The organism is Cupriavidus sp. 05L411, from assembly GCF_056398045.1.
This window is the reverse complement of record NZ_JBFTOQ010000002.1, coordinates 19,771-44,313: the sequence shown is the minus strand read 5'-3', so window position 1 is coordinate 44,313 and position 24,543 is coordinate 19,771. Positions and strand designations below refer to the sequence as shown.

At 66.7% G+C, this 24,543-nt stretch carries 19 protein-coding genes; 11 read left to right on the top strand and 8 right to left on the bottom strand.

Annotation, left to right across the window (positions count from 1 at the left end; all coding sequences use genetic code 11):
- Window positions 1-197: 197 nt before the first annotated feature.
- From AC1DQR_RS02465 to AC1DQR_RS02445, 5 genes are all read left to right on the top strand, one after another.
- Window positions 198-2,189, top strand: coding sequence for a DNA topoisomerase IV subunit B (locus AC1DQR_RS02465; protein WP_477132463.1), 1,992 nt, complete (start codon window positions 198-200; stop codon window positions 2,187-2,189).
- Between the two features lie 48 nt (window positions 2,190-2,237).
- On the top strand, window positions 2,238-3,032 hold the full coding sequence (locus AC1DQR_RS02460; protein WP_477132462.1) for a lytic transglycosylase domain-containing protein: 795 nt from the start codon (window positions 2,238-2,240) through the stop codon (window positions 3,030-3,032).
- Window positions 3,033-3,124: 92 nt separating this feature from the next.
- Entirely contained in the window at window positions 3,125-5,476 is a 2,352-nt protein-coding gene (gene parC, locus AC1DQR_RS02455) for a DNA topoisomerase IV subunit A (RefSeq protein WP_477132461.1), read from the top strand.
- Window positions 5,477-5,614: 138 nt separating this feature from the next.
- Complete coding sequence (locus tag AC1DQR_RS02450; RefSeq protein WP_416049251.1) at window positions 5,615-6,241, top strand: chromate transporter; 627 nt, start codon at window positions 5,615-5,617, stop codon at window positions 6,239-6,241.
- Window positions 6,238-6,768 carry a chromate transporter gene (locus AC1DQR_RS02445; protein WP_309405605.1) on the top strand — a complete coding sequence of 177 codons (531 nt, stop codon included), beginning with the start codon at window positions 6,238-6,240 and terminating at the stop codon, window positions 6,766-6,768. Before AC1DQR_RS02450 ends, AC1DQR_RS02445 begins: the two co-directional genes overlap by 4 nt.
- 949 nt (window positions 6,769-7,717) lie before the next feature.
- On the opposite strand, the gene AC1DQR_RS02440 is transcribed toward AC1DQR_RS02445, so the two are convergent.
- Window positions 7,718-9,550 (bottom strand): ABC transporter ATP-binding protein, encoded by a 1,833-nt coding sequence (locus AC1DQR_RS02440; RefSeq protein WP_416049250.1) that lies wholly within the window; start codon window positions 9,548-9,550, stop codon window positions 7,718-7,720.
- A 361-nt stretch (window positions 9,551-9,911) separates the two neighbouring features.
- Here AC1DQR_RS02440 and hutU point away from each other — a divergent pair, with 361 nt between their 5' ends.
- The 5 genes from hutU (at window position 9,912) to hutG (ending at window position 17,081) form a co-directional block, all read left to right on the top strand.
- Complete coding sequence (gene hutU, locus AC1DQR_RS02435; RefSeq protein WP_477132460.1) at window positions 9,912-11,597, top strand: urocanate hydratase; 1,686 nt, start codon at window positions 9,912-9,914, stop codon at window positions 11,595-11,597.
- Window positions 11,598-11,599: 2 nt separating this feature from the next.
- Window positions 11,600-13,132: a histidine ammonia-lyase gene (gene hutH / locus AC1DQR_RS02430; RefSeq protein ID WP_477132459.1), complete on the top strand. Its 1,533-nt coding sequence runs from the start codon at window positions 11,600-11,602 to the stop codon at window positions 13,130-13,132.
- Window positions 13,133-13,234: 102 nt separating this feature from the next.
- The gene (locus tag AC1DQR_RS02425) at window positions 13,235-14,635 is read left to right on the top strand and encodes an amino acid permease (RefSeq protein WP_477132458.1); all 1,401 of its coding nucleotides are present in this window, start codon (window positions 13,235-13,237) and stop codon (window positions 14,633-14,635) included.
- A 185-nt stretch (window positions 14,636-14,820) separates the two neighbouring features.
- Window positions 14,821-16,128: an MFS transporter gene (locus AC1DQR_RS02420; protein ID WP_416049246.1), complete on the top strand. Its 1,308-nt coding sequence runs from the start codon at window positions 14,821-14,823 to the stop codon at window positions 16,126-16,128.
- Entirely contained in the window at window positions 16,125-17,081 is a 957-nt protein-coding gene (hutG, locus tag AC1DQR_RS02415) for a formimidoylglutamase (RefSeq protein ID WP_477132457.1), read from the top strand. The genes AC1DQR_RS02420 and hutG overlap by 4 nt, the downstream gene beginning before the upstream one ends.
- Window positions 17,082-17,170: 89 nt before the next feature.
- On the opposite strand, the gene AC1DQR_RS02410 is transcribed toward hutG, so the two are convergent.
- Window positions 17,171-18,847: an L-lactate permease gene (locus AC1DQR_RS02410; protein WP_416049244.1), complete on the bottom strand. Its 1,677-nt coding sequence runs from the start codon at window positions 18,845-18,847 to the stop codon at window positions 17,171-17,173.
- A gap of 397 nt (window positions 18,848-19,244) precedes the next feature.
- Between AC1DQR_RS02410 and AC1DQR_RS02405 the strand changes: the two genes are divergently transcribed.
- On the top strand, window positions 19,245-19,898 hold the full coding sequence (locus AC1DQR_RS02405) for a LysE family translocator (protein WP_416049243.1): 654 nt from the start codon (window positions 19,245-19,247) through the stop codon (window positions 19,896-19,898).
- Between the two features lie 46 nt (window positions 19,899-19,944).
- Here AC1DQR_RS02405 and AC1DQR_RS02400 read toward each other — a convergent pair whose 3' ends face one another.
- From AC1DQR_RS02400 to AC1DQR_RS02375, 6 genes are all read right to left on the bottom strand, one after another.
- Window positions 19,945-20,589 carry a glutathione S-transferase family protein gene (locus AC1DQR_RS02400; RefSeq protein ID WP_043352127.1) on the bottom strand — a complete coding sequence of 215 codons (645 nt, stop codon included), beginning with the start codon at window positions 20,587-20,589 and terminating at the stop codon, window positions 19,945-19,947.
- Window positions 20,590-20,745: 156 nt separating this feature from the next.
- Window positions 20,746-21,933 carry an aminotransferase-like domain-containing protein gene (locus tag AC1DQR_RS02395; RefSeq protein ID WP_416049242.1) on the bottom strand — a complete coding sequence of 396 codons (1,188 nt, stop codon included), beginning with the start codon at window positions 21,931-21,933 and terminating at the stop codon, window positions 20,746-20,748.
- A 39-nt stretch (window positions 21,934-21,972) separates the two neighbouring features.
- The gene (locus tag AC1DQR_RS02390) at window positions 21,973-22,302 is read right to left on the bottom strand and encodes a DHCW motif cupin fold protein (protein WP_416049241.1); all 330 of its coding nucleotides are present in this window, start codon (window positions 22,300-22,302) and stop codon (window positions 21,973-21,975) included.
- Window positions 22,303-22,405: 103 nt separating this feature from the next.
- Complete coding sequence (locus tag AC1DQR_RS02385) at window positions 22,406-22,864, bottom strand: RidA family protein (protein ID WP_416049240.1); 459 nt, start codon at window positions 22,862-22,864, stop codon at window positions 22,406-22,408.
- A gap of 11 nt (window positions 22,865-22,875) precedes the next feature.
- Entirely contained in the window at window positions 22,876-23,814 is a 939-nt protein-coding gene (locus tag AC1DQR_RS02380) for a DMT family transporter (protein WP_416050364.1), read from the bottom strand.
- A gap of 76 nt (window positions 23,815-23,890) precedes the next feature.
- Complete coding sequence (locus AC1DQR_RS02375) at window positions 23,891-24,529, bottom strand: LysE family translocator (RefSeq protein WP_477132456.1); 639 nt, start codon at window positions 24,527-24,529, stop codon at window positions 23,891-23,893.
- Window positions 24,530-24,543: the final 14 nt, after the last annotated feature.

Here is a 24,543-nt window from a genome sequence, read left to right as displayed (position 1 = left end):
GAGGACGTCGGGCGTCACTCCGGTGCCGCCCGCGACACCGGATGTGCCGAATCGCGCATGGCAATTGCTGGTGACGATTGGCATCAAGACGGCTACCCGCTTCCATTACAATGCAGGCTGCCCGGCCCCCCTGGCTGGCGTGCGGCAACCGCGCCCCCGCCAAGGCTGGCCGAGAATCCCACTAAGCAAGCGACTCCATGGCGAGCAAAATCAGTCAGTACAGCGAATCCTCCATCCGGGTCCTGAAGGGCCTGGAGCCGGTCAAGCAACGACCCGGCATGTACACCCGTACCGACAATCCCCTGCACATCGTGCAGGAGGTGATCGACAATGCCTCCGACGAGGCCCTGGGCGGCCACGGTTCCGAGATCATGGTCACACTGCACCGCGACGGCAGCATCAGCGTCGAGGACGATGGCCGCGGCATCCCGGTCGGCATCCATCCCGAAGAGCAGGTCCCGGTGGTGGAAATCGTGTTCACGCGCCTGCACGCGGGCGGCAAGTTCGACAAGGGCAAGGGCGGTGCCTATGCCTTCTCGGGCGGCCTGCACGGTGTGGGCGTCTCCGTTACCAATGCGCTGTCGACCCGTCTCGACGTGACCGTATGGCGTGACGGCAACTGCTCCACGCTGACCTTCTCCGGCGGCGACGTCACCGTGCCGCTCGCCACACGCAAGCTTGAGCGCGGCGAGAAGAAGGGCGGCACGCGGGTGCAGGTCTGGCCCGACGCGAAGTACTTCGATTCGGCTGCGATCCCGATGGCCGAGCTGCAGCGGCTGCTGCGCAGCAAGGCGGTGCTGCTGCCGGGCGTCAAGGTCACGCTGCTGCAAGAGAAAAACGGCGAGCGCCAGACCTGGCAGTACGAGCAGGGCCTCAAGGGCTACCTGGTGGAAGCGCTGGCGCAGGGCAGCGGCGCCGAGCTGGTGGTGCCGATGTTCGAAGGCGAGCACTTCGCCGACCCGGACGCCAACCCGGCGGAAGATGGCTTTGCCGAGGGCGAGGGCGCTTCCTGGGTGGTGGCGTGGACCGAAGATGGCGCGCCGGTGCGCGAGTCCTACGTCAACCTGATTCCCACGCCGGCTGGCGGCACGCACGAGTCCGGCCTGCGCGAAGGCCTGTTCCAGGCGGTCAAGAGCTTTATCGAGATGCACGCGCTGCAGCCCAAGGGCGTGAAGCTGATGAGCGAGGACGTGTTCGCCCGTGCCTCGTTCGTGCTGTCCGCCAAGGTGCTGGACCCGCAGTTCCAGGGCCAGATCAAGGAGCGCCTGAACAGCCGCGACGCGGTGAAGCTGGTGTCCACCTTCAGCCGCCCCGCGCTGGAGCTGTGGCTCAACCATCACGTCGAGTACGGCAAGAAGTTGGCCGAGCTGGTGATCCGCCAGGCGCAGGCGCGCACGCGCGCGGCGCAGAAGGTGGAAAAGAAGAAGGGTTCCGGCGTGGCCGTGCTGCCCGGCAAGCTGACCGACTGCGAATCCACCGACGTCACCCGCAACGAACTCTTCCTGGTCGAGGGCGACTCGGCCGGTGGCTCGGCCAAGATGGGGCGCGACAAGGAGTTCCAGGCCATCCTGCCGCTGCGCGGCAAGGTGCTCAACACCTGGGAGACCGAGCGCGACCGCCTGTTCGCCAATAACGAGGTGCACGACATCGCGGTGGCAATCGGCGTGGACCCGCACGGGCCCAACGATGAGCCCGACCTGTCCAACCTGCGCTACGGAAAGATCTGTATCTTGTCCGACGCTGACGTGGACGGTGCGCACATCCAGGTGCTATTACTGASCTTGTTCTTCAAGCATTTCCCCAGGCTGATCGACAACGGCAACGTGTGCGTGGCCCGCCCGCCGCTTTTCCGGGTGGATGCGCCGGCGCGCGGCAAGAAGCCGGCCCAGAAGCTCTATGCGCTGGACGACGGTGAGCTGGTGGCCATCCAGGACAAGTTGATGAAGGATGGCATCAAGGAAGGCGGCTGGCAGATCTCGCGCTTCAAGGGCCTGGGCGAGATGAATGCCGAGCAGCTGTGGGAAACCACCATGAATCCCGACACGCGCCGCCTGTTGCCGGTGGCGCTCGGCCATTTCGACCTGCCGCAGACCGTGGGCGTGATGAATATGCTGATGGGCAAGGGCGAGGCCGCGCAGCGGCGCACCTGGCTCGAGGAGCGCGGCAACGAGGTGATCGCCGATATCTAGGCGGCACGAATCGAACCGTTCGATACCCGCATGACGCAAGGAGTCCCGATGGCTAAGACCAGACCTGGCAGCACCCGTGCGCGGCAATGGATTGCCGCCGGCATGCTGCTGGCCGGCTTGGCCGGCCTGGGTTTCATGCCAGCGGCCCACGCTGCGCTGTATGGCTATATCGACGACGACGGCGTGGCGCATTTCTCGGACGAGAAGCTGGACGAGCGCTACACGCTGTTCATGAAGAACGGCGGCGAGCTCAAGAGCCCGCTGCCGTACCGTGCCGGAGCCGGTGCCGGCAACCAGATCGACCTGGAGACGCACAAGCTTTACCGCTATGTCGTCAACCATCCCAATATCGCCACGGTCGAGCCCATGATCCGCCAGATCGCGGCGGCGCAGAATGTCGACGCGGCGCTGGTCAAGGCAGTCATGGCGGTAGAGTCCGGCTTCAACGCAGGCGCGGTCTCGCCCAAAGGCGCGATCGGGCTGATGCAGGTGATTCCCGACACCGGCGCGCGCTTTGGCGTGAGCGCCGATGCCCGGCGCACGGTCGAGCAGAAACTGGCCGACCCGCGCACCAATATCTCGGCCGGCGTGCGCTACCTGCGCTGGCTGATGGAGCTGTTCCCCAACGACCTCGAGCTGGTGCTGGCCGCGTACAACGCGGGCGAGGGCGCGGTGCAGCGCTATAACAACAAGATTCCGCCTTTCCCCGAGACCCAGCAATATGTCAGCACGGTGCTGCAGTTCTATCGCTTCTACCGTCCGGGCGGCGCGCCCGCGGGGTTGGGCGGGGCGGGCGTCAATCGCGTCAAGATGGTGATCGGCGGCCGCCGCAACATGCCCTGATCCCATTCCGAACCCTACGACGAACCGCATAACGAACAACATGCAACCGGCGCACCGGCCAACGATGCGGTGCGCCGTCTTCTTGCCAATCCATGGAACAACAAGACATTCCGCTTGACCCAGGTTCGCCCGACAACGGAGCGGACTCGCTGACCCTGGCGCACTATGCCGAGCGCGCCTATCTCGACTACGCCATCAGCGTGGTCAAAGGCCGCGCGCTGCCGGAAGTGGCCGATGGCCAGAAGCCGGTGCAGCGCCGCATCCTGTACGCCATGCACGAGATGGGGCTGCGCTCCGACGCCAAGCCGGTCAAATCGGCGCGCGTGGTSGGCGAKGTGMTGGGTAAMTTCCACCCGCACGGCGACCAGTCSRYCTAYGACGCSCTGGTGCGCCTGGCSCAGGACTTCTCGCTGCGCTACCCGCTGATCGACGGCCAGGGCAACTTCGGCTCGCGCGACGGTGACGGCGCAGCGGCCATGCGCTACACCGAAGCCCGGCTCACGCCGATCGCGCGCCTGCTGCTCGACGAGATCGACCAGGGCACGGTGGACTTCATCCCCAACTACGACGGCTCGATGGAAGAGCCCAGGCTGATGCCGGCGCGCCTGCCCTTTGTGCTGCTCAACGGCGCATCGGGCATTGCCGTGGGCATGGCCACCGAAGTGCCGCCGCACAACCTGCGCGAAGTGGCGGCGGCCACCGTGGCGATGATCCGCAACCCCAACATCACGCTGGCCGAGCTGCTGGCGCTGATGCCGGGTCCGGACTATCCGGGCGGCGGCCAGATCATTTCGCCGGCGGCCGACATTGCGCAGATCTACGAGAACGGCCGCGGCAGCCTGAAGGTGCGCGCGCGCTGGATCATCGAGGAAATGGCGCGCGGCCAGTGGCAACTGGTGGTGACCGAGCTGCCGCCGAGCACCTCGTCGCAGAAGGTGCTCGAAGAGATCGAGGAAATCACCAACCCGAAGGTCCGCGCGGGCAAGAAGTCGCTGACGCCCGAGCAGTTGCAGCTCAAGCAAGGCATGCTGGCGGTGCTCGACGCGGTGCGCGACGAATCCGGCAAGAACGCGCCGGTGCGGCTGGTGTTCGAGCCCAAGAGCAAGAACATCGAGCAGCAGGAATTCATCCAGACGCTGCTGGCGCACACCAGCCTGGAGTCAGGCGCCTCGATCAACCTGGTGATGATCGGCACCGATGGCCGCCCGCGCCAGAAGGGCCTGGCCGACATCCTGCGCGAGTGGATCGCCTTCCGCTTCGCCACCGTCACCCGCCGCACGCGCCATCGCCTGGGCAAGGTCGAAGACCGCATCCACATCCTCGAAGGCCGGATGCTGGTGCTGCTCAATATCGACGAGGTGATCCGCATCATCCGCGAGAGCGATGAGCCCAAGCCGGCGCTGATGCAGGCCTTCGGCCTGTCGGACCGCCAGGCCGAGGACATCCTGGAAATCCGCCTGCGCCAGCTGGCCAGGCTGGAAGCGCTGCGCATCGAGCAGGAGTTGAAGAGCCTGCGCGACGAGCAGGCCGAGCTGGATGTGCTGCTCAAGTCCGAGACCATGATGCGCCGGCGCATCATCAAGGAGATCGAGACCGACGCCAAGCAATACAGCCCGGAAGACAAGGATCCGCGCCGCACGCTGATCCAGGAAGAGCGCCGCGCCAACGCCGAGGTGCGCGTGGTCGACGAGCCCGTCACCGTGGTGGTCTCCCAGAAGGGCTGGGTGCGCACGCGCCAGGGCCACGGCCATGACGCGCAGCAGTTCACCTTCAAGGCGGGCGATGCGCTCTATGGCACCTTCGAGTGCCGCAGCGTGGACGTGATGCTGGTGTTCGGCACCAATGGCCGCGCCTACACGGTGCCGGTGGCCGGCTTGCCGGGCGGGCGCGGCGACGGCGTGCCCGTGACCACGCTGATCGAGTTGCAGCCTGGCAGCCAGATCGCCCACACCTTTGCCGGCAGCGTCGACCAGCGCCTGCTGATTGCCACGCGTGGCGGCAATGGCTTCCAGACCAAGGTCGGTGACATGGTCAGCCGGCAGAAGGGTGGCCGCGCCTACCTGACGCTGGACGAGGGCGATGCGCCACTGTTGCCCGCGCCGATCGGCGAGGAGGCCACGCACGTGACCTGTCTGTCAGCCAACGGCCGCATGCTGCTGGTTGCGCTCGACGAAATCAAGTCGCTCTCGGCCGGTGGCCGCGGCGTGATCCTGATGGAGCTGGAACCCAAGGAGACGCTGCAGCAGGCGATTGCCGTCGGCGCCCCTGGGCTGGTGGTGTCCGGTGCCGGGCGCGGCGGCAAGCCGAGCTCGCAGAAGCTCTACGGCCAGCTGCTGCTGCCATATGTGGGCAAGCGCGCCCGCAAGGGCCGTGCGCTGGATCTCAAGCTCAAGGAGCCGAGCATCGAGCCGGTACGGATCGTGCCGCCGGCGAGCGGCAACTAAGCCGCGTCCACCCGAACTGGCCCTGCGCGACAATGCGCGGGGCCTTTTTCTTTCCCGGCATGCCGGACCGCCCCGGCGGCCATGCCTCTCCCGTTACAAGCGATGCCAGTTACTCCCTCTCCCGCCGGCGACGATCCGATGGTAGCGCTAGCACCCCCACCCACGCCGCGGCGCCTGTTCATCGAATTCGCCCGCATGGGGCTGTCTGGCTTTGGCGGCGTGCTGCCCTTCGTGCGGCGCGCCGTGGTCGACCGCAACCGCTGGCTGGGCGACCGCGATTTTGTCGAGCTGCTCAGCCTCGGGCAGGTGCTGCCCGGCCCCAACGTGATCAATCTCGCCCTGATGCTGGGCTTGCGCTTTGCCGGGCTGCGCGGCGCGCTGGCGGCCTTTGCGGGGCTGGTGATGGTGCCGATGGTGGGCGTGCTGGCGCTGATGCTGCTGTACGAGCATTACCGCGACGTGGCGGCGGTGCAGCGCATGCTCACGGGCATGACAGCGGTGTCGGCCGGGCTGGTGCTGTCGACCGGCTTCAAGCTCGCACAGAGCCAGCCGCGCACCGTGAGCGGACTGATGATCGGCGGCGCGGCGTTTGTCGGCATCGGGCTGTTGCGCTGGCCGCTGGTGCCGGTGATGGCGGTGCTGGTGCCGATGGGCCTGGTGCTGGAGTGGCGCAGCGAGCAGCTTGCGCGGCGCGCGCAGGCGGCGGCTATCGAGGCGTCGTCCACGCCGCCCGCGCCGCATGTACCCGGGGAGCCGCGGCAATGAGTTCACCGAACGTGCTTTCCAGCCTGCTCACGCATTTCCTGATGCTGTCGTTCCTCGCCATCGGCGGGGCCAGTACCACGATCCCCGACATGCATCGCTTCCTGGTGGAGTCGAACGCCTGGATGAGCGACGCGCAGTTCTCCGCCATGTACGCCATCTCGCAGGCCGCGCCCGGGCCGAACATCTTGTTCGTTGCCTTGTTCGGCTGGCAGGTGGCGGGCCTGGCCGGCGCCATTGTCGGCATGATCGGCATCTGCGGGCCATCCAGCGTGATCGCGCTCGGCTTCGAGTATTTCGCCGGCCGCTCGCCGCAAGCACGGTGGCCCGGCCTGATCCGACGCGGCCTTGCCACGCTGACCATCGGGCTGCTGTTTTCCACTGGCTGGATCCTTGCCGCGAGCGTGGATCACCGCTGGACCGCCGTGGCGGTGACCGTGGTCACCATCGGGCTGATGCTGAAGACGAAGGTGCATCCGCTGGTGCTGGTGGCGTTGGGGGCTGGGGCGGGGGTGATGGGGTTGGTTTGAGCCTGATGGTGGATGGAGGATGCGGTGTTTGGCTGTTGGGCCCAAGAGCCTCCATGCTCGGTCTTTCGCTGCTTCTTTGAGCGGCGTTGGTTTTTGGACCCAAGTGCCATACGACATCCCCCTGCGGGGGCTGCCGGTCACTCTTCTTTGCGTCGGCAAAGAAGACTAACGAGAAGAAAGCCGACCCTGCCGGGAGCAGAGCAATAAGGCTGTTTTTGCCTCGGTGGTTGCGTCGTACGGCCCGGAGTGTTGGCTAGCGAATCCTACCGGCCCCAAGGACATCATTTCTGCATGACCCATGGGTTACGTCGTGCAGCCCCTGACCTCGCTTGCGGTGACCATTCCCACATCTGCCGTTCGCGGGGCGAAGTGCTGCGCCATTTCGGGTGTGGCTGGTTTCGTGGTTTTGTCTCGGAGGACGAGGGCCGTGAGGTGCGAGCGCGGCCCTCGCAGACGGGCCACGGTGCCCACCACGAACCCAGGGGCGTTGATAGCAAGGTGCCGCTCGCGCCGGCGGCAGGGCCTCAAATGGCCGGGCGCCCGCCGCCAGAGACAAAACCACGAAACCACCAATGCAGGCAGTGTCGCGGCCCTTCGATCCGCGAACGGCAGATGGCCGAACGCTCACCGCGCACGAGGTCAGGGGCCCCACCACGTAACCCGTAGGTCATGCAAGTACGATGTCCTTTGAGCCGGTAAAACACGCCAGCCAACACTCCGGGCCGTACGACGCAACCAACGATATCGAATAGCCTTATTGCTCTGCTCCCGGCAGGGCGGCTTTCTTTTGGTTACTTTGCTTTGCCGCGCAAAGAAAAGTGACCGGCAGCCCCCGCAGGGGGATGTCGTACGGCCCTTGGGTGCAAAAACCAACGCCGCAAAAACAAGCCACAGACAACGCATACAGGCCCTTGGGCACAAAAGCCAACGCCGCCTACATCAATCCCCCCTAATCCACCCCCACAAACCCCCCAGTCTGATGCGCCCACAACCGCGCATAAAGCCCCCCACGCGCCAGCAACTCCGCATGCGTCCCGCTCTCGGCGATCCGCCCATCCTCCAGCACCACCAGCCGGTCCATGCGCGCGATGGTGGACAGGCGGTGCGCGATGGCGATCACGGTCTTGCCCTGCATCAGCGTCTCCAGGTTCTCCTGGATGGCAGCTTCCACTTCGGAGTCCAGCGCCGAGGTGGCTTCGTCCAGGATCAGGATCGGTGCGTTCTTCAGCAGCACTCGTGCCACGGCAATGCGCTGGCGCTGGCCGCCCGACAGCTTCACGCCACGCTCGCCCACCTGCGCATCCAGTCCCGTAGCCCCATGCGCATCGCGCAGGCGTGGAATGAACTCGCCGGCATGGGCGTCGTCGGCCGCGGAGAGCAGCTCGGCCTCGCTGGCGCCGGGGCGGCCGTAGCGCAGGTTGTCGCGGATCGAGCGGTGCAGCAGCGACGTATCCTGCGTCACCATGCCGATCTGCGCGCGCAGGCTTTCCTGCGTGACGCCGGCGATGTCCTGGCCGTCGATCAGGATGCGTCCTTGCTCCACGTCGTACAGCCGCAGCAGCAGGTTGACCAGCGTCGACTTGCCGGCGCCGGAGGGGCCGACCAGGCCGATCTTCTCGCCCGGGCGCACCACCAGGTCGATGTTCTCGATCACGCCCGAGCCCTTGCCGTAGTGAAAGCCCACGCCTTCGAAGCGCACCTCTGCGCGCGTGACGCGCAGCGCTTGCGCGTTGTCGCGATCGCCGACCGTGCGCGGCACGGCGATGGTCTGCAGGCCATCCTGCACCTGGCCGATGTTCTCGAAGATGCCGCTGATCACCCACATGATCCAGCCCGACATGCTGACGATACGGATCACCAGCCCGCTCGACAGCGCAATCGCGCCGACGCTGACGTGGCCCTGGCTCCATAGCCACAGCGCCAGTCCCGTGGTACCGGCGATCAGCAGGCCATTGAGCGAGGTCACGGTGAAATCCATGGCGCTGACCATGCGCCCGGACAGGCGTGCCTTGTCGGTCAGGTCGGCCATGGCTTCGCGCGCGTAGTCCTCTTCATGGCGCGTGTGGGCGAACAGCTTGAGCGTGGTGATGTTGGTATAGCCGTCGACGATGCGCCCCATCAGCCGCGAGCGCGCGCCGGTGGCGGCAACCGAGCGCGCCTTCACGCGTGGCGTGAAGTAAAGCATGGCGGCCACGTAGCATGCGATCCACGCCACGAGGGGAATCATCAGGCGCCAGTCGGCTTGCGCGAACAGGTAGAGGGAGCTGGCCGCGTAGATCAACACATGCCAGATGGCATCCACGGCCTGCACCGCTGAATCGCGCAGCGAGAAGCCGGTCTGCATGATGCGCTGCGCGATGCGCCCGGCAAAGTCGTTCTGGAAAAACGACAGGCTCTGCTTGAGGACGTAGCGGTGGTTCTGCCAGCGCACCAGGTTGCCCAGGCTCGGGTTGATGACCTGGTGCACGAGGATGTCGTGCAGGCCGTTGAAGAACGGACGCAGCAGCAGCGCCACCACCGCCATCCACATCAGCTCGACGCGGTGGCGCGCGAAGAAATCGGCGGGCGGCGTTGCTTGCGCCAGGTCGACCAGGCGGCCGAGAAAGCCGAACAGCGAGACTTCGATCAGCGCGCCAGCCAGCCCCACGCCCAGCAGCAGCGCAAAGACCGGCCACACCTCTCGCAGGAAATAGGCGTAGAAGCGCCAGATCTGGCCGGGGGGCTGGGTGTCGGGGAGGGCGCGGAACGGGTCAATCAGCCGTTCCAGGAAACGCATCAGCATGGGAGTCCAGGGGTGTTCCGCGGCGACCGCTTCGTCCGGGTCGCTGGCGTGCTTGCAAGGGCCGTATCGATGCCATGGGCATGCGGCGGATCAGGAACATCATACCGCGCTTGCGCATCGCCGATGCCCGTACCCGCGGGAGGGTCGTCCATGTCGCGGTGCTTGAGTGCGCGCTCGGAACGGCGGGCACTTTCCGTCGCCTTCATCATTTAAGCAACCATAAGCGCACTTTTTCGTCCATGCCTGCGGATTATTTTCGGGAATACCCCAATTTATCCGAGCTTGTCTATACAACACTATACATACCTAGCATGGCTGAACAGACCGGTTCGAGCCGGCCTTATTGACCCAAGGAGTTCCCGTGAGCAACACCGACCGCTTTCGCGATGTAGAGATCCGCGCCCCGCGCGGCAACCAACTGAACGCCAAGAGCTGGCAGACCGAAGCGCCGCTGCGCATGTTGATGAACAACCTCGACCCGGAAGTGGCGGAGAACCCCAAGGAACTGGTGGTGTATGGTGGCATCGGCCGCGCCGCGCGCAACTGGGCGTGCTACGACAAGATCGTCGAGACGCTCAAGACGCTGAACGACGATGAGACCCTGCTGGTGCAGTCCGGTAAGCCGGTTGGCGTGTTCAAGACCCATAGCAACGCGCCGCGCGTGCTGATCGCCAATTCCAACCTGGTGCCGCATTGGGCTACGTGGGAACACTTCAACGAGCTCGACGCCAAGGGCCTGGCCATGTACGGCCAGATGACCGCCGGCAGCTGGATCTATATCGGCAGCCAGGGCATCGTGCAGGGCACCTACGAGACCTTCGTGGAAGCCGGGCGCCAGCACTACAACGGCAACCTCAAGGGCCGCTGGGTGCTGACCGCGGGGCTGGGCGGCATGGGCGGCGCGCAGCCGCTGGCCGCCACGCTGGCCGGCGCCTGCTCGCTGAACATCGAGTGCCAGCAGACTAGCATCGATTTCCGCCTGCGCACCCGCTATGTCGACGAACAGGCCACGGACCTCGATGACGCGCTGGCACGCATCGCCAGGTACACCGCTGAAGGCCGCGCCGTTTCCATCGCGCTGTGCGCCAACGCCGCCGAAGTGCTGCCCGAACTGGTGCGCCGCGGCGTGCGCCCGGACATGGTCACCGACCAGACCAGCGCGCACGATCCGCTCAACGGCTACCTCCCGGTGGGCTGGACCTGGGGCCAGTACCGCGACCGCGCGCAGACCGAGCCGGCTCGTGTGGTCAAGGCCGCCAAGCAATCGATGGCGTTGCATGTGCAGGCCATGCTGGACTTCCAGAAGATGGGCGTGCCCACGTTCGACTACGGCAACAACATCCGCCAGATGGCCAAGGAGGAGGGCGTGGACAATGCCTTCGACTTCCCTGGCTTCGTGCCGGCCTACATCCGCCCGCTGTTCTGCCGYGGYGTCGGCCCGTTCCGCTGGGCSGCGCTGTCCGGCGATCCGCAGGACATCTACAAGACCGACGCCAAGGTAAAGGAACTGATCCCCGACGATGCGCACCTGCACCGCTGGCTGGACATGGCGCGCGAGCGCATCAGCTTCCAGGGCCTGCCGGCGCGCATCTGCTGGGTTGGCCTTGGCCTGCGCSMCAAGCTKGGCCTGGCGTTCAACGAGATGGTGCGCAGTGGCGAGTTGTCGGCGCCGGTGGTGATCGGCCGCGACCACCTCGACTCTGGCTCGGTCGCCAGCCCCAACCGTGAAACGGAAAGCATGCAGGACGGCTCCGACGCCGTGTCCGACTGGCCGCTGCTCAATGCGCTGCTCAATACCGCCAGCGGCGCGACCTGGGTCTCGCTGCATCACGGCGGCGGCGTGGGCATGGGCTTCTCGCAGCATTCGGGCGTGGTGATCGTGTGCGACGGCACCGACGAGGCGGCCGCGCGCATCGCCCGCGTGCTGCACAACGATCCCGCCACCGGCGTGATGCGCCATGCGGATGCCGGCTACGACATCGCCATCGACTGTGCACGAGAACAGGGCCTGAACCTGCCGATGCTCAACAGCAAGAAGGAAGCCTGAACGTGAACGCGCTGAACCTCAAACCTGGTCAACTGACCCTGGCGCAGCTGCGCCAGGCCTATCTGCAGCCGCTGCGCGTGAGCCTGGATGCCGGGGCCGCCGAGGCCATCGCCGCCAGCGTTGCCTGTGTTGAGAACATCGTTGCCGAAGGCCGGACCGCCTACGGCATCAATACCGGCTTCGGCCTGCTGGCGCAGACCCGCATCGCCCGCGAGGATCTGGAGAACCTGCAGCGCTCGCTGGTGCTGTCGCATGCCGCCGGTGTGGGCGAACCGCTCGACGACGCCATGGTCCGGCTGATCATGCTGCTTAAGATCAATAGCCTGGCGCGCGGCTTTTCCGGCATCCGCCGCAAGGTGATCGATGCGCTGATCGCCCTGGTCAATGCCGAGGTCTATCCGCATATCCCGCTCAAGGGCTCGGTGGGCGCCTCCGGCGACCTGGCGCCGCTGGCGCATATGTCGCTGGTGCTGCTGGGCGAAAGCCGTGCCCGCTACCAGGGCGAATGGCTGCCGGCGCGCCAGGCGCTGGCCCGCGCCGGCCTGGAGCCGCTGACCCTGGCCGCCAAGGAAGGCCTGGCCCTGCTCAACGGCACCCAGGTATCCACCGCATACGCGCTGCGCGGCCTGTTCGAGGCCGAGGATCTGTTTGCCGCGGCCACGGTCTGCGGCAGCCTCAGCGTCGAGGCCATGCTCGGCTCGCGCGCGCCTTTCGACGCGCGCATTCATGCGGTGCGCGGCCAGCGCGGCCAGATCGATGCGGCCACCACCTATCGCGATCTGCTGACCGATACCAGCGAGCTGGCGCGTTCGCATGCGCAGTGCGACAAGGTGCAGGATCCCTACTCGCTGCGCTGCCAGCCGCAGGTGATGGGCGCTTGCCTGACGCAATTGCGGCAGGCCGCCGAAGTCCTGGAAGTGGAGGCCAACGCGGTCTCGGACAACCCCTTGGTGTTTGCCGCCGAAGGCGACGTGATCTCGGGTGGCAACTTCCATGCCGAACCGGTGGCGATGGCCGCCGACAACCTGGCGCTGGCCATTGCCGAGATCGGCTCGTTGTCCGAGCGCCGCATCTCGCTGATGATGGACCGCCATATGTCGCAGCTGCCGCCTTTCCTGGTGGCGAACGGCGGCGTCAACTCTGGCTTCATGATCGCCCAGGTCACTGCCGCCGCGCTGGCCAGCGACAACAAGGCACTGGCCCATCCGCACAGCGTCGACAGCCTGCCGACCTCGGCCAACCAGGAGGACCACGTGTCGATGGCGCCGAATGCCGGCAAGCGCCTGTGGGCGATGGCCGAGAACGTGCGCGGCATCCTTGCCGTGGAGTGGCTGGGCGCCTGTCAGGGCCTGGACTTCCGCGAAGGCCTGAAGAGCTCGCCCAAGCTGGAGCAGGCACGCAGCCTGCTGCGCGCCGAAGTGCCCTACTACGAGAAGGACCGCTTCTTCGCGCCGGATATCGAGACGGCGAGCCGGTTGCTGGCGGCCGGCACCCTGAACGCGCTGCTGCCCGCGCGGTTGCTGCCCAGCCTCTGAGGCTTGGGCATGACGCCCGGGGGCGGGACGCCTGCCACGCAGCAGGCCGCAGCCCGCGCCTCGGGCGGACAGAAGACAGAATAATGATTCGGAGACAAATAGATGCAAGAGCAGTCGCAAGGCCTGCAGCGTGGCCTCAGCGCCCGTCATATCCGCTTCATGGCGCTCGGATCGGCCATCGGCACGGGACTTTTCTACGGCTCGGCCTCGGCCATCCAGGCCGCGGGACCGGCGGTGCTGCTGGCCTACGTGATCGGTGGCGCCGCGGTCTACATGGTGATGCGCGCGCTGGGCGAGATGGCGGTGCGCAATCCGGTGGCGGGTTCGTTCGGCCAGTACGCCAGCACCGGCCTGGGACCGCTGGCGGGCTTCCTGCTCGGCTGGACCTATGCCTTCGAGATGATCGTCGTTTGCCTGGCGGACGTGACTGCCTTCGGCATTTACATGGGCTTCTGGTTCCCGGACGTGCCGCGCTGGATCTGGGTGCTCGGCATCGTGTTCCTGATCGGCGGCCTCAACCTGCTCAGCGTCAAGGTGTTCGGTGAGCTGGAGTTCTGGCTTTCGCTGCTGAAGGTCGGCGCCATCGTCGCGATGATTGGCGGCGGCGTTGCCATCATGCTGTTCGGCTTCGGCATGGCCGACGGCGGCGTTGCCACCGGCATCCACAACCTCTGGGCCCACGGCGGCTTCATGCCCAACGGCATGGCTGGCGTGATCGCCTCGTTTGCCGTGGTGATGTTCGCCTTTGGCGGCATCGAGATCATCGGCATCACGGCCGGCGAGGCGCGCGACCCGCAGCGCGTGATTCCGCGTGCGATCAACGCGGTGCCCCTGCGCATCCTGCTGTTCTATGTGCTGACGCTGGCGGTGCTGATGTCTCTCTATCCCTGGCACCGCATCGGCAGCGAGGGCAGCCCCTTTGTGCAGATCTTCAGCCGGCTGGGCATTGGCTCGGCCGCCGCGTTGCTCAATGTCGTGGTCATCTCCGCCGCGGTATCCGCCATCAATAGCGACATCTTCGGCGCTGGCCGCATGCTGTATGGCATGGCGGTGCAACGGCAGGCGCCACGCATCTTCGCCAGCGTATCGCGCAAGGGCGTGCCCTGGATGACGGTGGTGGTGATGGCTTTCGCGCTGCTGGCCGGCGTGGTGCTCAACTACGTGATGCCCGAGGACGTGTTCACGCTGATCGYTTCCATCGCCACCTTTGCCACGGTCTGGGTGTGGCTGATGATCTTGCTGTCGCAGGTCGCCCTGCGCAGGCGCATGAGCCGCGCCGAAGTGGCGGCGCTGAAGTTCCCCGTGCCGTTCTGGCCGGTAGCGCCTCTGGCGGCCATCGCCTTCATGCTGTTCATCTTCTGCGTGCTTGGCTGGTTCCCGCAGACCCGCGCAGCGCTGCTGGTGGGCGTGGTGTGGCTGCTGCTGCTGGTGGTGGCGTGGTGGTGCTGGGGACGGCCGCGCGGCCAGGAGGAGGCGCCTGCTTCCTCCTTTGCGGCGGACTGATACATGCGCGGACCCCGCCTCGGCAGGGTCCGCGTTGCCTGGCATCTGCCTAGCCGGATGCCAGGGTAACCGGCAGCGCGCGCCAGCCCGGCGCGCTGCCGTAGTGGCGCGAAGAACACCCTGTCTGGGTTGCGCTCACCGCCCGCTTGCGGGCGGCCAGGATTATCTTGCTTCGGAGTTACATCATGTCCATTGACAACACCATTCCCGGGATCGCGGCCCAGCATGCCGCCACGGCCCAGCCGCTGTCCAGGTTCAAGTCCATCGCTGCCATCACCGTCGGCAATGGCCTGGAGTTTTACGACTTCGTGGTCTACAGCTTCTTCGCCACGCTGATCGGCCGCCTGTATTTCCCGGTTTCCGATCCCACCGGGCAGTTGCTGTTGTCCTTCGCCACCTTCGGCGTAGGCTTCCTGATGCGCCCGCTGGGCGGCCTGCTGATCGGTATGTATGCCGACCGTGTCGGGCGCAAGCCGGCAGTGGCGCTGACGCTCTGGCTGATGGGCCTGAGCTCGGTGATCTTCGTGGTGACGCCGACGTATGCGCAGATCGGCATGCTCGCGCCGATCATGATCCTGCTCGCGCGCCTGGTGCAAGGCTTTGCCATCGGCGGGGAGATGGGTGCCTCCACGGCACTGCTGCTGGAATATGCCGACGACCGCTCGCGCGGCTTCTATACCAGCTGGCAGCCGTTCAGCCAGGGCCTGGCGGCGCTGTTCGGCGCGCTGGTTGGCTTGCTGCTCAGCAATGTGCTGGAGCAGCAAGCGCTGGAGGCATGGGGCTGGCGCCTGGCCTTCGTGATTGGCATCCTGGTGATCCCGGTGGGCCTGGTGATTCGCCGCCGCCTGGAAGAGACGGCGCCGGCCGCCGGCGAGTCGGAGCGCGGTTCCACGCTGCAGCTGTTGCGCGAGCACGGGCGCGCGCTGGTGGCCAGCATCCTGCTGATGATCGGCGTGGCTTCGTCGACCTATATCGTGGTGTATTACCTGAGCAACTATGCCGTTAGCCAGCTGCACATGCCGCTGTCGCTGGGCATCTGGGCCGCTTGCGTGGCCGCTGCCGTGCAGGTCGTGCTGTCGCCGTTCGCGGGCTGGCTGAGCGACCGGGTGGGGCGGCGCCCGGTGGTGCTGTGGTCGCGCGTGGCCTTGCTGCTGATGATCTATCCCGCTTTCGTGCTGATCAACGCCGAGCCCAGCCTGACGCGCCTGCTGCTGGTGGTGGGCTGCCTTTCGGTACCGATGTCGATGACGTCGCCCGCGTCGATGGTGCTGGTCAGCGAGGTGCTGCCGCAGCGCATGCGCGCCACCGGCCTGTCGATTGCCTACTGCGTGGCGATTGCCATCTTCGGTGGTTTCGCGCAGTTCTTCTCGACCGAGCTGATCCATCTCACCGCCAATCCCAACGCGCCCGCGTTCTACGTGATCGGCTGCGGCCTGGTCTCGCTGATCGGCCTGGCGATGGTGCCGGAAACCCTGGGCCGCCGCCTGTCATGAGCGAAAGGGATCCAATGGCCGCAGCGCCGGGCAGCATGTGGCGCGGCCGCAGCGATGCGGGCGAGCTGGGCGACACGCGCCGGCTATTCAATGTCGTGCGCGTGCAAGGCGCCGAACGCGTGCCTGGCGCGCCCGTGCTGCTGGGCTTTTGCTGCGACGCCGGCGTGCTGCGCAACCAAGGCCGCGGCGGCGCGGCGGGTGGCCCGCGCGAGATCCGCCGCGCGCTGGCCGGCATCCCGGCCCACGGCCTGGAAGCGTTCCACGATGCGGGCGACGTCGTCTGCCACGATGGCGATCTCGAGACGGCGCAGCAAGCGTTGGCAACAGCGGTCGCGGCCGAACTGGCGCAGGGTGCATTCCCGCTGGTGCTCGGTGGTGGCCACGAGATCGCCTGGGGCACCTGGCAGGGGCTGCGCGCGCATCTCGATGCGCGTGGCGACCGCGGCCGCGTGCTGGTGATCAATCTCGATGCGCACTTCGACCTGCGCACCGGCCGTCCAGGCAGTTCGGGCACGCCCTTCGACCAGATCGCGCGGGCCTGCCACGAGCGCGGCGAGCGTTTCGAATACGCTTGCCTGGGYGTCAGCCGGCTCGGCAATACCGCCGCGCTGTTCGCGCATGCCAAGGCGCTTGGCGTGCACTACGTCGAGGACGTGCGAATGCAGGAACGGCACCTGGACGCGCGGCTTGCCGAGTTGCAGGGGCTGATGGATGCGGTCGATCACGTCTACCTCACGATCGACCTGGACGTGCTGCCGGCGGCAGTGATGCCGGCAGTCTCGGCGCCCGCCCCTTATGGCGTGCCCCTGCCCGTAGTGGAGGAGGTGGTGGCGCTGGTGCGCGCCAGCGGCAAGCTGCGCGTGGCGGACCTGGCGGAGTTCAATCCGCTCTATGACCGCGACACCTGCGGCGCTCGGGCTGCGGCGCGGCTGGCTTACCGGTTGATGGCCTGAGGGCCGTAGTCATCGCCATTGCCATCGCCGTAAAGAAAACCGCCGCCTGCAAGGGGCGGCGGTTCTTCATGGGCGCGCGGCGCGCCAGCTCAGTGAATCACCATCTGCGTGAACGGATGCACATAAGCCTGCAGCGTAATGAACAGCCCGACCAAAATCGCCAGCGCGATCGAGTGGAAAAACACATAGCGCAGGATCTCGCCTTCGTGCCCGTACCACTTGGTGGCGGTGGACGCCACCACGATGGACTGCGCATCGATCATCTTGCCCATCACGCCGCCCGAGCTGTTGGCCGAGGCCATCAGGATCGGCGATAGGCCCAGCTGCTCGGCCGTGGTTTTCTGCAGGCCGCCAAAGAGCACGTTGGAGGCGGTGTCGGACCCGGTCAGCGCCACGCCCAGCCAGCCCAGCATGGTGCCGAACAGCGGGTAGAGCACGCCGGTGTGGGCAAAGGCCAGACCCAGCGTGGCATCCAGGCCCGAGTAACGGGTCAGGTAGCCCACGCCGAACATCGCGCAGATGGTCAGCAGCGAATATTTCACCAGCTTGATGGTCTCCCAATATTCCTTGACGAGGCGCGGCACGGAGTAGCCCATCAGCAGGCCGCCGAGAATGCCCGAGACCAGGATGCCGGTGCCGGCCATCGACAACACATTGAATGTGAAGACCGCGCCTTCGGCAGTGGCCTTCGGCACCACCGGCGGCACCTTGAACACGGCTTTGTCGAGGCCGGGGATGGGAAATTTCCATTGCCACAGGCCGTCCATCAGCTTCTTGAATTCCGGCACGCCCCAGACAAAGACGAACACGGTCAGGATCACCCAGGGCATCCAGGCCTTGACCACCGAGATGCCGGCGGAGGCGGCGCTGGCGCGGGCTTCGGCGGCTACCGCTTCGGGGTCGTCGACCTTGGAGTCGTCCCTGCGGCCGAGGATGCGCGTGGAGGTCCAGATTTCCTTGGGCTTCCAGACCTTCAGGAACAGCGTCAGGCAGCCCATCGACACCAGCGCGGCAATCACGTCCACCAGCCAGGGGCCGTGGTAGTTCGACACCAGGAACTGCGGCACGGCAAAGGTGACGCCAGCCACCAGGATCGCCGGCCAGATCGCCAGCATGCCGCGGAAGCCGGCAAAGGCCCAGATCAGCCAGAACGGCACGAGCACCGAGAAGAAGGGCAACTGGCGGCCGACCATGGCCGAGAGATGCAGCAGGTCCAGGCCCGTCACCGCGGACAGGCCGATCAGCGGCGCGCCCAGCGCGCCGAAGGCCACCGGCGCGGTATTGGCGATCAGCGCCAGGCCGGATGCCGCCAGCGGCGAAAAACCGAGGCCGATCAGGATGGCGCCGGTGACTGCCACCGGCGTGCCGAAGCCAGCGGCGCCTTCGAAGAAAGCGCCAAAGCTGAAGGCCACCAGCAGCAGTTGCAGGCGACGRTCTTCGGTGATGCCGGAGATCGAGTTCTGCAGCACCTTGAAGGAGCCGTTGATGGTGGTCAGCCGGTGCAGGAAGATGATGTTCAGCACGATCCAGCCGATCGGGAACAGGCCCGATACGATGCCCAGGCCGGCGGCCTTGCCAGCCATGTCGGCGGGCATGCCGAACACCGCGGAGGCAATGACCACGCCGACCACCAAGGCCAGCCCGGCGGCCAGGTGGGCCTGCAGGTGAAAGAAGGCTAGCGCCGCCAGCAGTACGGCGACGGGAATCCCCGCTGCCAGCGTGGACAATGCCAGGCTGCCAAGCGGGTCATAGACTTGAGTCCACACGATGAGTCCTCCTCGGGTTGGGGCGACAGGTTGCTTTTGTATTAGGCCCAGGCTGCCGTGTCGTCTTTTTTGTCCGGGCGCGCATTGCCAACCTGCCAACCTGTCAGCCGCGCGACCGGCAAACTTCGGATTTTATGGATGGGTTCCTGCCGCGCTGCCCTAAATCCAGTCACCGTCATCGTGAGCCGGATTCATGGATCAGGGTTTGCCTGGGGGGCAGGTTGGCGCACTCGCGGCCTTATTGGCAGAGTACTCCAAACCACTCGATACGCAAATGTATGCTGGCCAGGCCCGCGGTGGCAGAATGTGCCGGTCGTCCTTTTGCGCCTTGGCGCTGCCGATTAGTCGGCCAACCCGGCATGAAAGGTGGCGTTCCTGTTTCTGGAGGAGCATTGCCATGCTGCACATCCTTCCCGGCGGTCACGTGCTTGCCGCTTTCCTGCTGTCCAGCCTGTTGCTTGCGGTGACGCCGGGGCCGGCGGTGATCTACATCGTTGCGCGCACGCTGTCGCTAGGCCGGCTTGCCGGCCTGGCTTCGGTGACGGCCGTGGTGTTGGGCAACCTGGTCAATGTGCTGGCGGCCGCGTTGGGGCTGGCGGCGCTGTTCGCGGTATCGTCGCTGGCCTTTGCCGTGATGAAGTACACCGGCGCGGCCTACCTGGTCTACCTGGGGGTGCGGGCGCTGCGCGCGCGACCGTCCGCTGCTGCGCAGGCGGGCCCGGCTGCTGGCAGCGCCGGGCTGCGGCGGGTGTTTCGCGATGGCTTCGTGGTGGCCTTGTTCAACCCCAAGACCACATTGTTCTTCGCCGCCTTCCTGCCGCAGTTTATGGATCCCGCCATCGCGGCGCTGCCGCAGAGCGTGGCCCTGGGCGGCACCTTCGTCCTGATCGCCGCCACCACCGATTGCTGCTATGTGCTGGCCGCGGCGGCGTTGTTGCCCCTGCTCGCGCGCGCCAGGGGCGCGCAGGCCGTGGGCCGCTACCTGACGGGTGGCGCGCTGATCGGGCTGGGGGTGCTTGCCGCGGTGTCGGGCGGGCGCAACAACAAGTAAATCAGCAGGCAAATCGGCAGGCAAGTCGGCAAATAAGGGGGGCGGCTCAGACCAGCGGCAGCGTCAGGATGGTGCGGGCGGCAGGCCGTGCACGCATGGCCGCTGCCCAGCGCTCAAGGTGCGGGCGGGGCTGGTGTGTGACCGGCAGGCCCAGCCAGCGGTGGGCAGCGCAGGCAACCGGGATGTCGGCCATGGTGAAGCGGTCGCCGCAGATGAATTCACGCTGCGCCAGGGCTTCGTCGAGCCGGGCCGCGAGCGGCTCGGTGCGTTCCAGGGAACGGGCGATCAGGTCGGGGTCACGCTGCTCGGCGGGCAGCCGCACCAGGTGGCGGAATGCGTCGACCATGGCCGGGCTGAAGGCGTTGGTTTGCCAGTCCATCCAGCGGTCGGCCAGCGCGCGCGCTTTGACGTTGCCGGGCCACAGGGTGTCCTCGCCGTCGTGCGCGCACAGGTAGCGCACGATGGCGTTGGATTCCCACAGCACAAAGGGCTCGCCGCCCACGTCGGTGCCGCGGAAATCCTCGATCACCGGGATGCTGCGGTCGGGGTTGAGCCGGACATAGGCTTCGGTGTCGAGGTCGCCCTCGCTGACGCCAATGTCGATGCGTTCGTGGTCCAGGTGCAGCTCGCGCGCGCACCAGACCACTTTTTGCACGTTGATCGATGAGAGTCGACCCCAGATACGCAGCACGAAAACCTTCTCCTCAAGGCGTGGGCCGCGCATGCGCAATGCCTGCGCGTTCGTGGCCCGGACTGACAGGCGATGGCCATTATCTTGCCATGAAGCCCGCCAGCCCGGTATCAGCCAGGAGACGTATCCGTGCCATGCGTGTCGCTCAAGCGACGCTCAGGCAGCCTTGGCTTGCGGCGCGTGCTTGGCGATGGCTTCGCGGAACAGCGTGCCGAGGATGGCCACGCCTTGCTCGATGCGCTCCGGCGCCACCGTGACAAAGGCCAGGCGCAGCGCATTGCGGCGCGGGTTGCTGGCGTAGAACGGCGCGCCCGGCACATAGGCCACATTGCGGTTGACCGCTTCTTGCAGGATCTCCATGCTGTCCAGGCCCTCGGGCAGCTCCATCCAGATGAACATGCCGCCTTCCGGCGCGTTCCAGGTCACGCCTTCCGGCATGTGGCGCGCGAGCGAATCCAGCATGGCCTGGCACTGTGCCGCGTAGAGCGTGCGGATGGTTGGGATATGCGAGTCCAGCAGGCCATCGCGCACCACTTCATAGGCAAGGCGCTGGGTGAAGCTGGGCGTATGCAGGTCCGATGCCTGCTTGGCCTGGCACAGCTTGAAGTGCAGCTCGGGCGGGGCGATCACAAAGCCCAGGCGCAGGCCGGGGGCCAGGATCTTGGAGAACGAGCCCATGTAGATCACGCCGTCGGGGTTCATCGACAGCAGGCTCGGCAACTGGTCGCCGCGATAGCTCAGTTCGCCGTAGGGATCGTCCTCGACCAGCAGCACGCCGAGCTCGCGGGCGCGCGCCACCAGGGCCTGGCGGCGCTCCAGCGGCATGCGCCGCCCGGTGGGGTTCTGGAAGTTGGGCAGGGCGTAGAGGAAGCGCGCGCCAGCGGTAAGCTCGGGCGTGAGCGATTCCGGCAGCAGGCTCTTGTCGTCGCCCGGCACCGAGACGAACTCAGGCTCGAACAGCGAGAAGGCTTGCAGCGCGCCGAGGTAGCTGGGCGTTTCCACCAGCACCGGGCTGCCCGGGTCGATCATCACCTTGGCGATCAGGTCCAGCGCCTGCTGCGAGCCGGTGGTGATCAGCACGCGCTCCACGTCCACGTTATGGCGCTTGGCGATGAATTCGCGCAGCGGCATGTAGCCTTCGGTGGCGGCGTACTGCAGGGCGGCTTGCGGGTTGTCGGCGAAGATCCGGGCCACCGCTTGTTCCATGGCCGCTACCGGGAAGGTGGCCGGCGACGGCAGGCCGCCCGCGAAGGAAATGACTTCCGGACGCTCGGTCACTTTCAGGATTTCGCGGATAGCCGAGCTGGTCAGCTGTTGCGCCCGGCGGGAAATGGCCCAGTTCATGATGTTCTCTTGGTGTGTGTGGAGTCGGGTTGGCTCGACTCAGTCAACGATAAAAAGCCGCGCCCCGGTCGGGGTGGACGAACGGTGCGGCTCGGCCTGGTCGGCGACCTGGTAGCTCGTGCCCGCGCGGAGCACGAAATGCCGGCCGTCTTCCAGCTCGGTATGCAACTCGCCTTCCAGCACAAAAAGGATGTGCCCTTTGGTGCACCAATGATCGGCGAGGTACCCGGCAGAATACTCCACGATGCGAACGCGAATGTCGCCGAACTGGCGGGTGCGCCAGAGGGCTTCCCCGGTGTCGCCGGGGTGGCGGGTCGGGGTGATGCCGGACCAGTCAGTGGTGCCGAAAGGCAGGTTGTCGATGCGCATGGGTGGGGGGTGCCTTCAGCTGGTTGGGCGCAGGGCGGGGGGAGCCCCCGGTCCCTGGCCTGACTTCCATTCAATTGGTTCTGCTTTCTCGCTTCTCGCAGGCTTACTTCACTTCGACGATCATCTCGATCTCGACGCAGGCGCCCAGCGGGATCTGCGCTACGCCGAAGGCGCTGCGGGCATGCTTGCCGGCCTCGCCGAAGACTTCCGCCAGCAACTCCGAGGCGCCGTTGGTCACCAGGTGCTGCTCGGTGAAGTCTTCCGTGGAGTTGACCAGGCTCATCACCTTGACGATGCGGGTGACGCGGTCCAGGTCGCCGCTCAGGTGGGTATTCAGCGTGGCCAGCAGGTCCACGGCGATGGCGCGCGCGGCAACCTTGCCGTCTTCGGTGCCGAGGTCCTTGCCCAGCTTGCCTACCCAGGGTTTGCCATCCTTGCGGGCAATGTGGCCCGAAAGGAACACGGTGTTGCCGGTTTGCGCGGCCATGACGTAGGCGGCGGCCGGTGCGCCAGCGGTCGGCAGTGCGATGCCGAGGCGGGCAAGGGTGTCGTGAACGGACATAGGGTCTCCAGTCAGAGGGATCGTCCCGTAGGGGCAGGGTGGGGTTCTTCGGCGGCGGGCGCGGGCATTGGACTCGCGGGGGCGCTGCGCACGGCGGTTCGGCGGCCCAGGGCTACCACGCCGATCACCGCCACCGCAAACGCCAGGGTGACGGCATCGAGCGGCTCGGCCAGCAGCAGGGCGCCGCCCGCCAGCGTGAGGAACGGCTGCAGCAATTGTATCTGCCCGACGCGCGCCACGCCGCCTTTTGCAAGCCCGGCGTACCAGAACAGGAAGCCGATGAACATCGAGAATACGGAAACATAGCCCATGCCGAGCCAGGCGCGCGGCGAGGCGGCTGCGATCTGGCCGGCATGCGCAAGCCCCAGCCACGCCACCACCGGCAGTAGCAGCGGCAGCGCCACGGCCAGCGCCCAGCTGATGGTTTCCAGCCCGCCAAGCTCGCGCGACAGCTTGCCGCCCTCGGCATAGCCCAGCGCGCCCAGCACCATCGCCGCGAACAGCAGCCAGTCGGCATGCTGCAGCCCGCCGGCGCCCTGCCACAGGGCAAAGGCGACCACCAGCGCACTGCCGACGGCGGCCGACAGCCAGAACGCCGGCGACGGCCGCTCGCGGCCGAACCAGGCGGCGAAGACCGCCGTGGCCAGCGGCAGCAGGCCGGTAATGATGGCGCCGTGGCCGGCCGGCACTTCACGCATGGCCAGTGAGGAAAACAGCGGAAAGCCCACCACCACGCCCAGCGAGGTCACCCCCAGGCGCCACCACTGGCCGCTCCGGGGACGGCGCGCGCGGGCGAATGCGCCGCGCTGCCACAGCAGCACCAGCGCCAGCAGCGCAGCCACCACCGCACGGCCGAGCGCGACGAAGGTGGCGTCCAGCTCGGCCACCGCCATGCGCGTGAAGGGCAAAGTCTGGCTGAACACGGCCACGCCGATAAAGCCGAGCAGCATGCCGCCGCTGTGGGTGTCGGCAGGGATGCTAGCGACGGGTTGGACAGAGGTGGTATTGGCAGCCATGGCGTTTGAATTAGTGCAGGGTGGGCCGGCCAGCCAGCGCAATCCACAGCGCCGTGAGTGCCAGCGCCAGGCCCATTGCGCGGTTGAACCAGCGGATGCGGTGGCCCACCTGCAGCCATTGCCGCAGCGTGGCGCCAATCACGCCGTACACGCCATTGCTGACAAAACCGAACACGCCGAACACCGCGCACACCAGCACGGCCCGATGCACCGGCGACTGCGCGCCCGCCATATACGAGGCGGCCGTCGCCAGCGCCAGCATCCACGCCTTGATATTGGCGTACTGCAGCACCGCCGACTGCCACACCGACAGCGGGCGCAGCACCTGTTTGTCCGACAGCACGGTACTGCGCGCCAGTTTGAGCGCCAGCCGCAGCAGGTAGAGCACGCCGGCGGCATGCACCAGCAGCGCTAGCGCCGGGCTGGCCAGGATCAGCGCGCCAATGCCCGCCGCGCACAGCGCCAGGATGCTGGCAAAGCCGAACGCTACGCCCACGCAGTGCGGCAGCGTGGCGCGCAGGCCAAAGTTGGCGCCCGTGACCGCGGCAATCGTCGTGTTGGGGCCGGGCGTGAAGGCGCCGACTGCCATCAGCGACAGCAGCGCGGCGAACTGGGCGGCCGACAGCCCGGTGAGCAGAGCGGGATCCATCTATCGTCCTGCCG

What these genes read in the sequence shown, in the direction of transcription:
- AC1DQR_RS02460 (WP_477132462.1), top strand. Translation starts at nt 2,238, where the DNA reads ATGGCTAAGACCAGACCTGGCAGCACCCGTGCGCGGCAATGGATTGCC.
- AC1DQR_RS02450 (WP_416049251.1), top strand. Translation starts at nt 5,615, where the DNA reads ATGGTAGCGCTAGCACCCCCACCCACGCCGCGGCGCCTGTTCATCGAA.
- AC1DQR_RS02445 (WP_309405605.1), top strand. Translation starts at nt 6,238, where the DNA reads ATGAGTTCACCGAACGTGCTTTCCAGCCTGCTCACGCATTTCCTGATG.
- AC1DQR_RS02440 (WP_416049250.1), bottom strand. Translation starts at nt 9,550, where the DNA reads ATGCTGATGCGTTTCCTGGAACGGCTGATTGACCCGTTCCGCGCCCTC.
- AC1DQR_RS02420 (WP_416049246.1), top strand. Translation starts at nt 14,821, where the DNA reads ATGTCCATTGACAACACCATTCCCGGGATCGCGGCCCAGCATGCCGCC.
- AC1DQR_RS02405 (WP_416049243.1), top strand. Translation starts at nt 19,245, where the DNA reads ATGCTGCACATCCTTCCCGGCGGTCACGTGCTTGCCGCTTTCCTGCTG.
- AC1DQR_RS02395 (WP_416049242.1), bottom strand. Translation starts at nt 21,933, where the DNA reads ATGAACTGGGCCATTTCCCGCCGGGCGCAACAGCTGACCAGCTCGGCT.
- AC1DQR_RS02390 (WP_416049241.1), bottom strand. Translation starts at nt 22,302, where the DNA reads ATGCGCATCGACAACCTGCCTTTCGGCACCACTGACTGGTCCGGCATC.
- AC1DQR_RS02385 (WP_416049240.1), bottom strand. Translation starts at nt 22,864, where the DNA reads ATGTCCGTTCACGACACCCTTGCCCGCCTCGGCATCGCACTGCCGACC.
- AC1DQR_RS02380 (WP_416050364.1), bottom strand. Translation starts at nt 23,814, where the DNA reads ATGCTGCTCGGCTTTATCGGCGTGGCCGTGTTCAGCCAGACTTTGCCC.
- AC1DQR_RS02375 (WP_477132456.1), bottom strand. Translation starts at nt 24,529, where the DNA reads ATGGATCCCGCTCTGCTCACCGGGCTGTCGGCCGCCCAGTTCGCCGCG.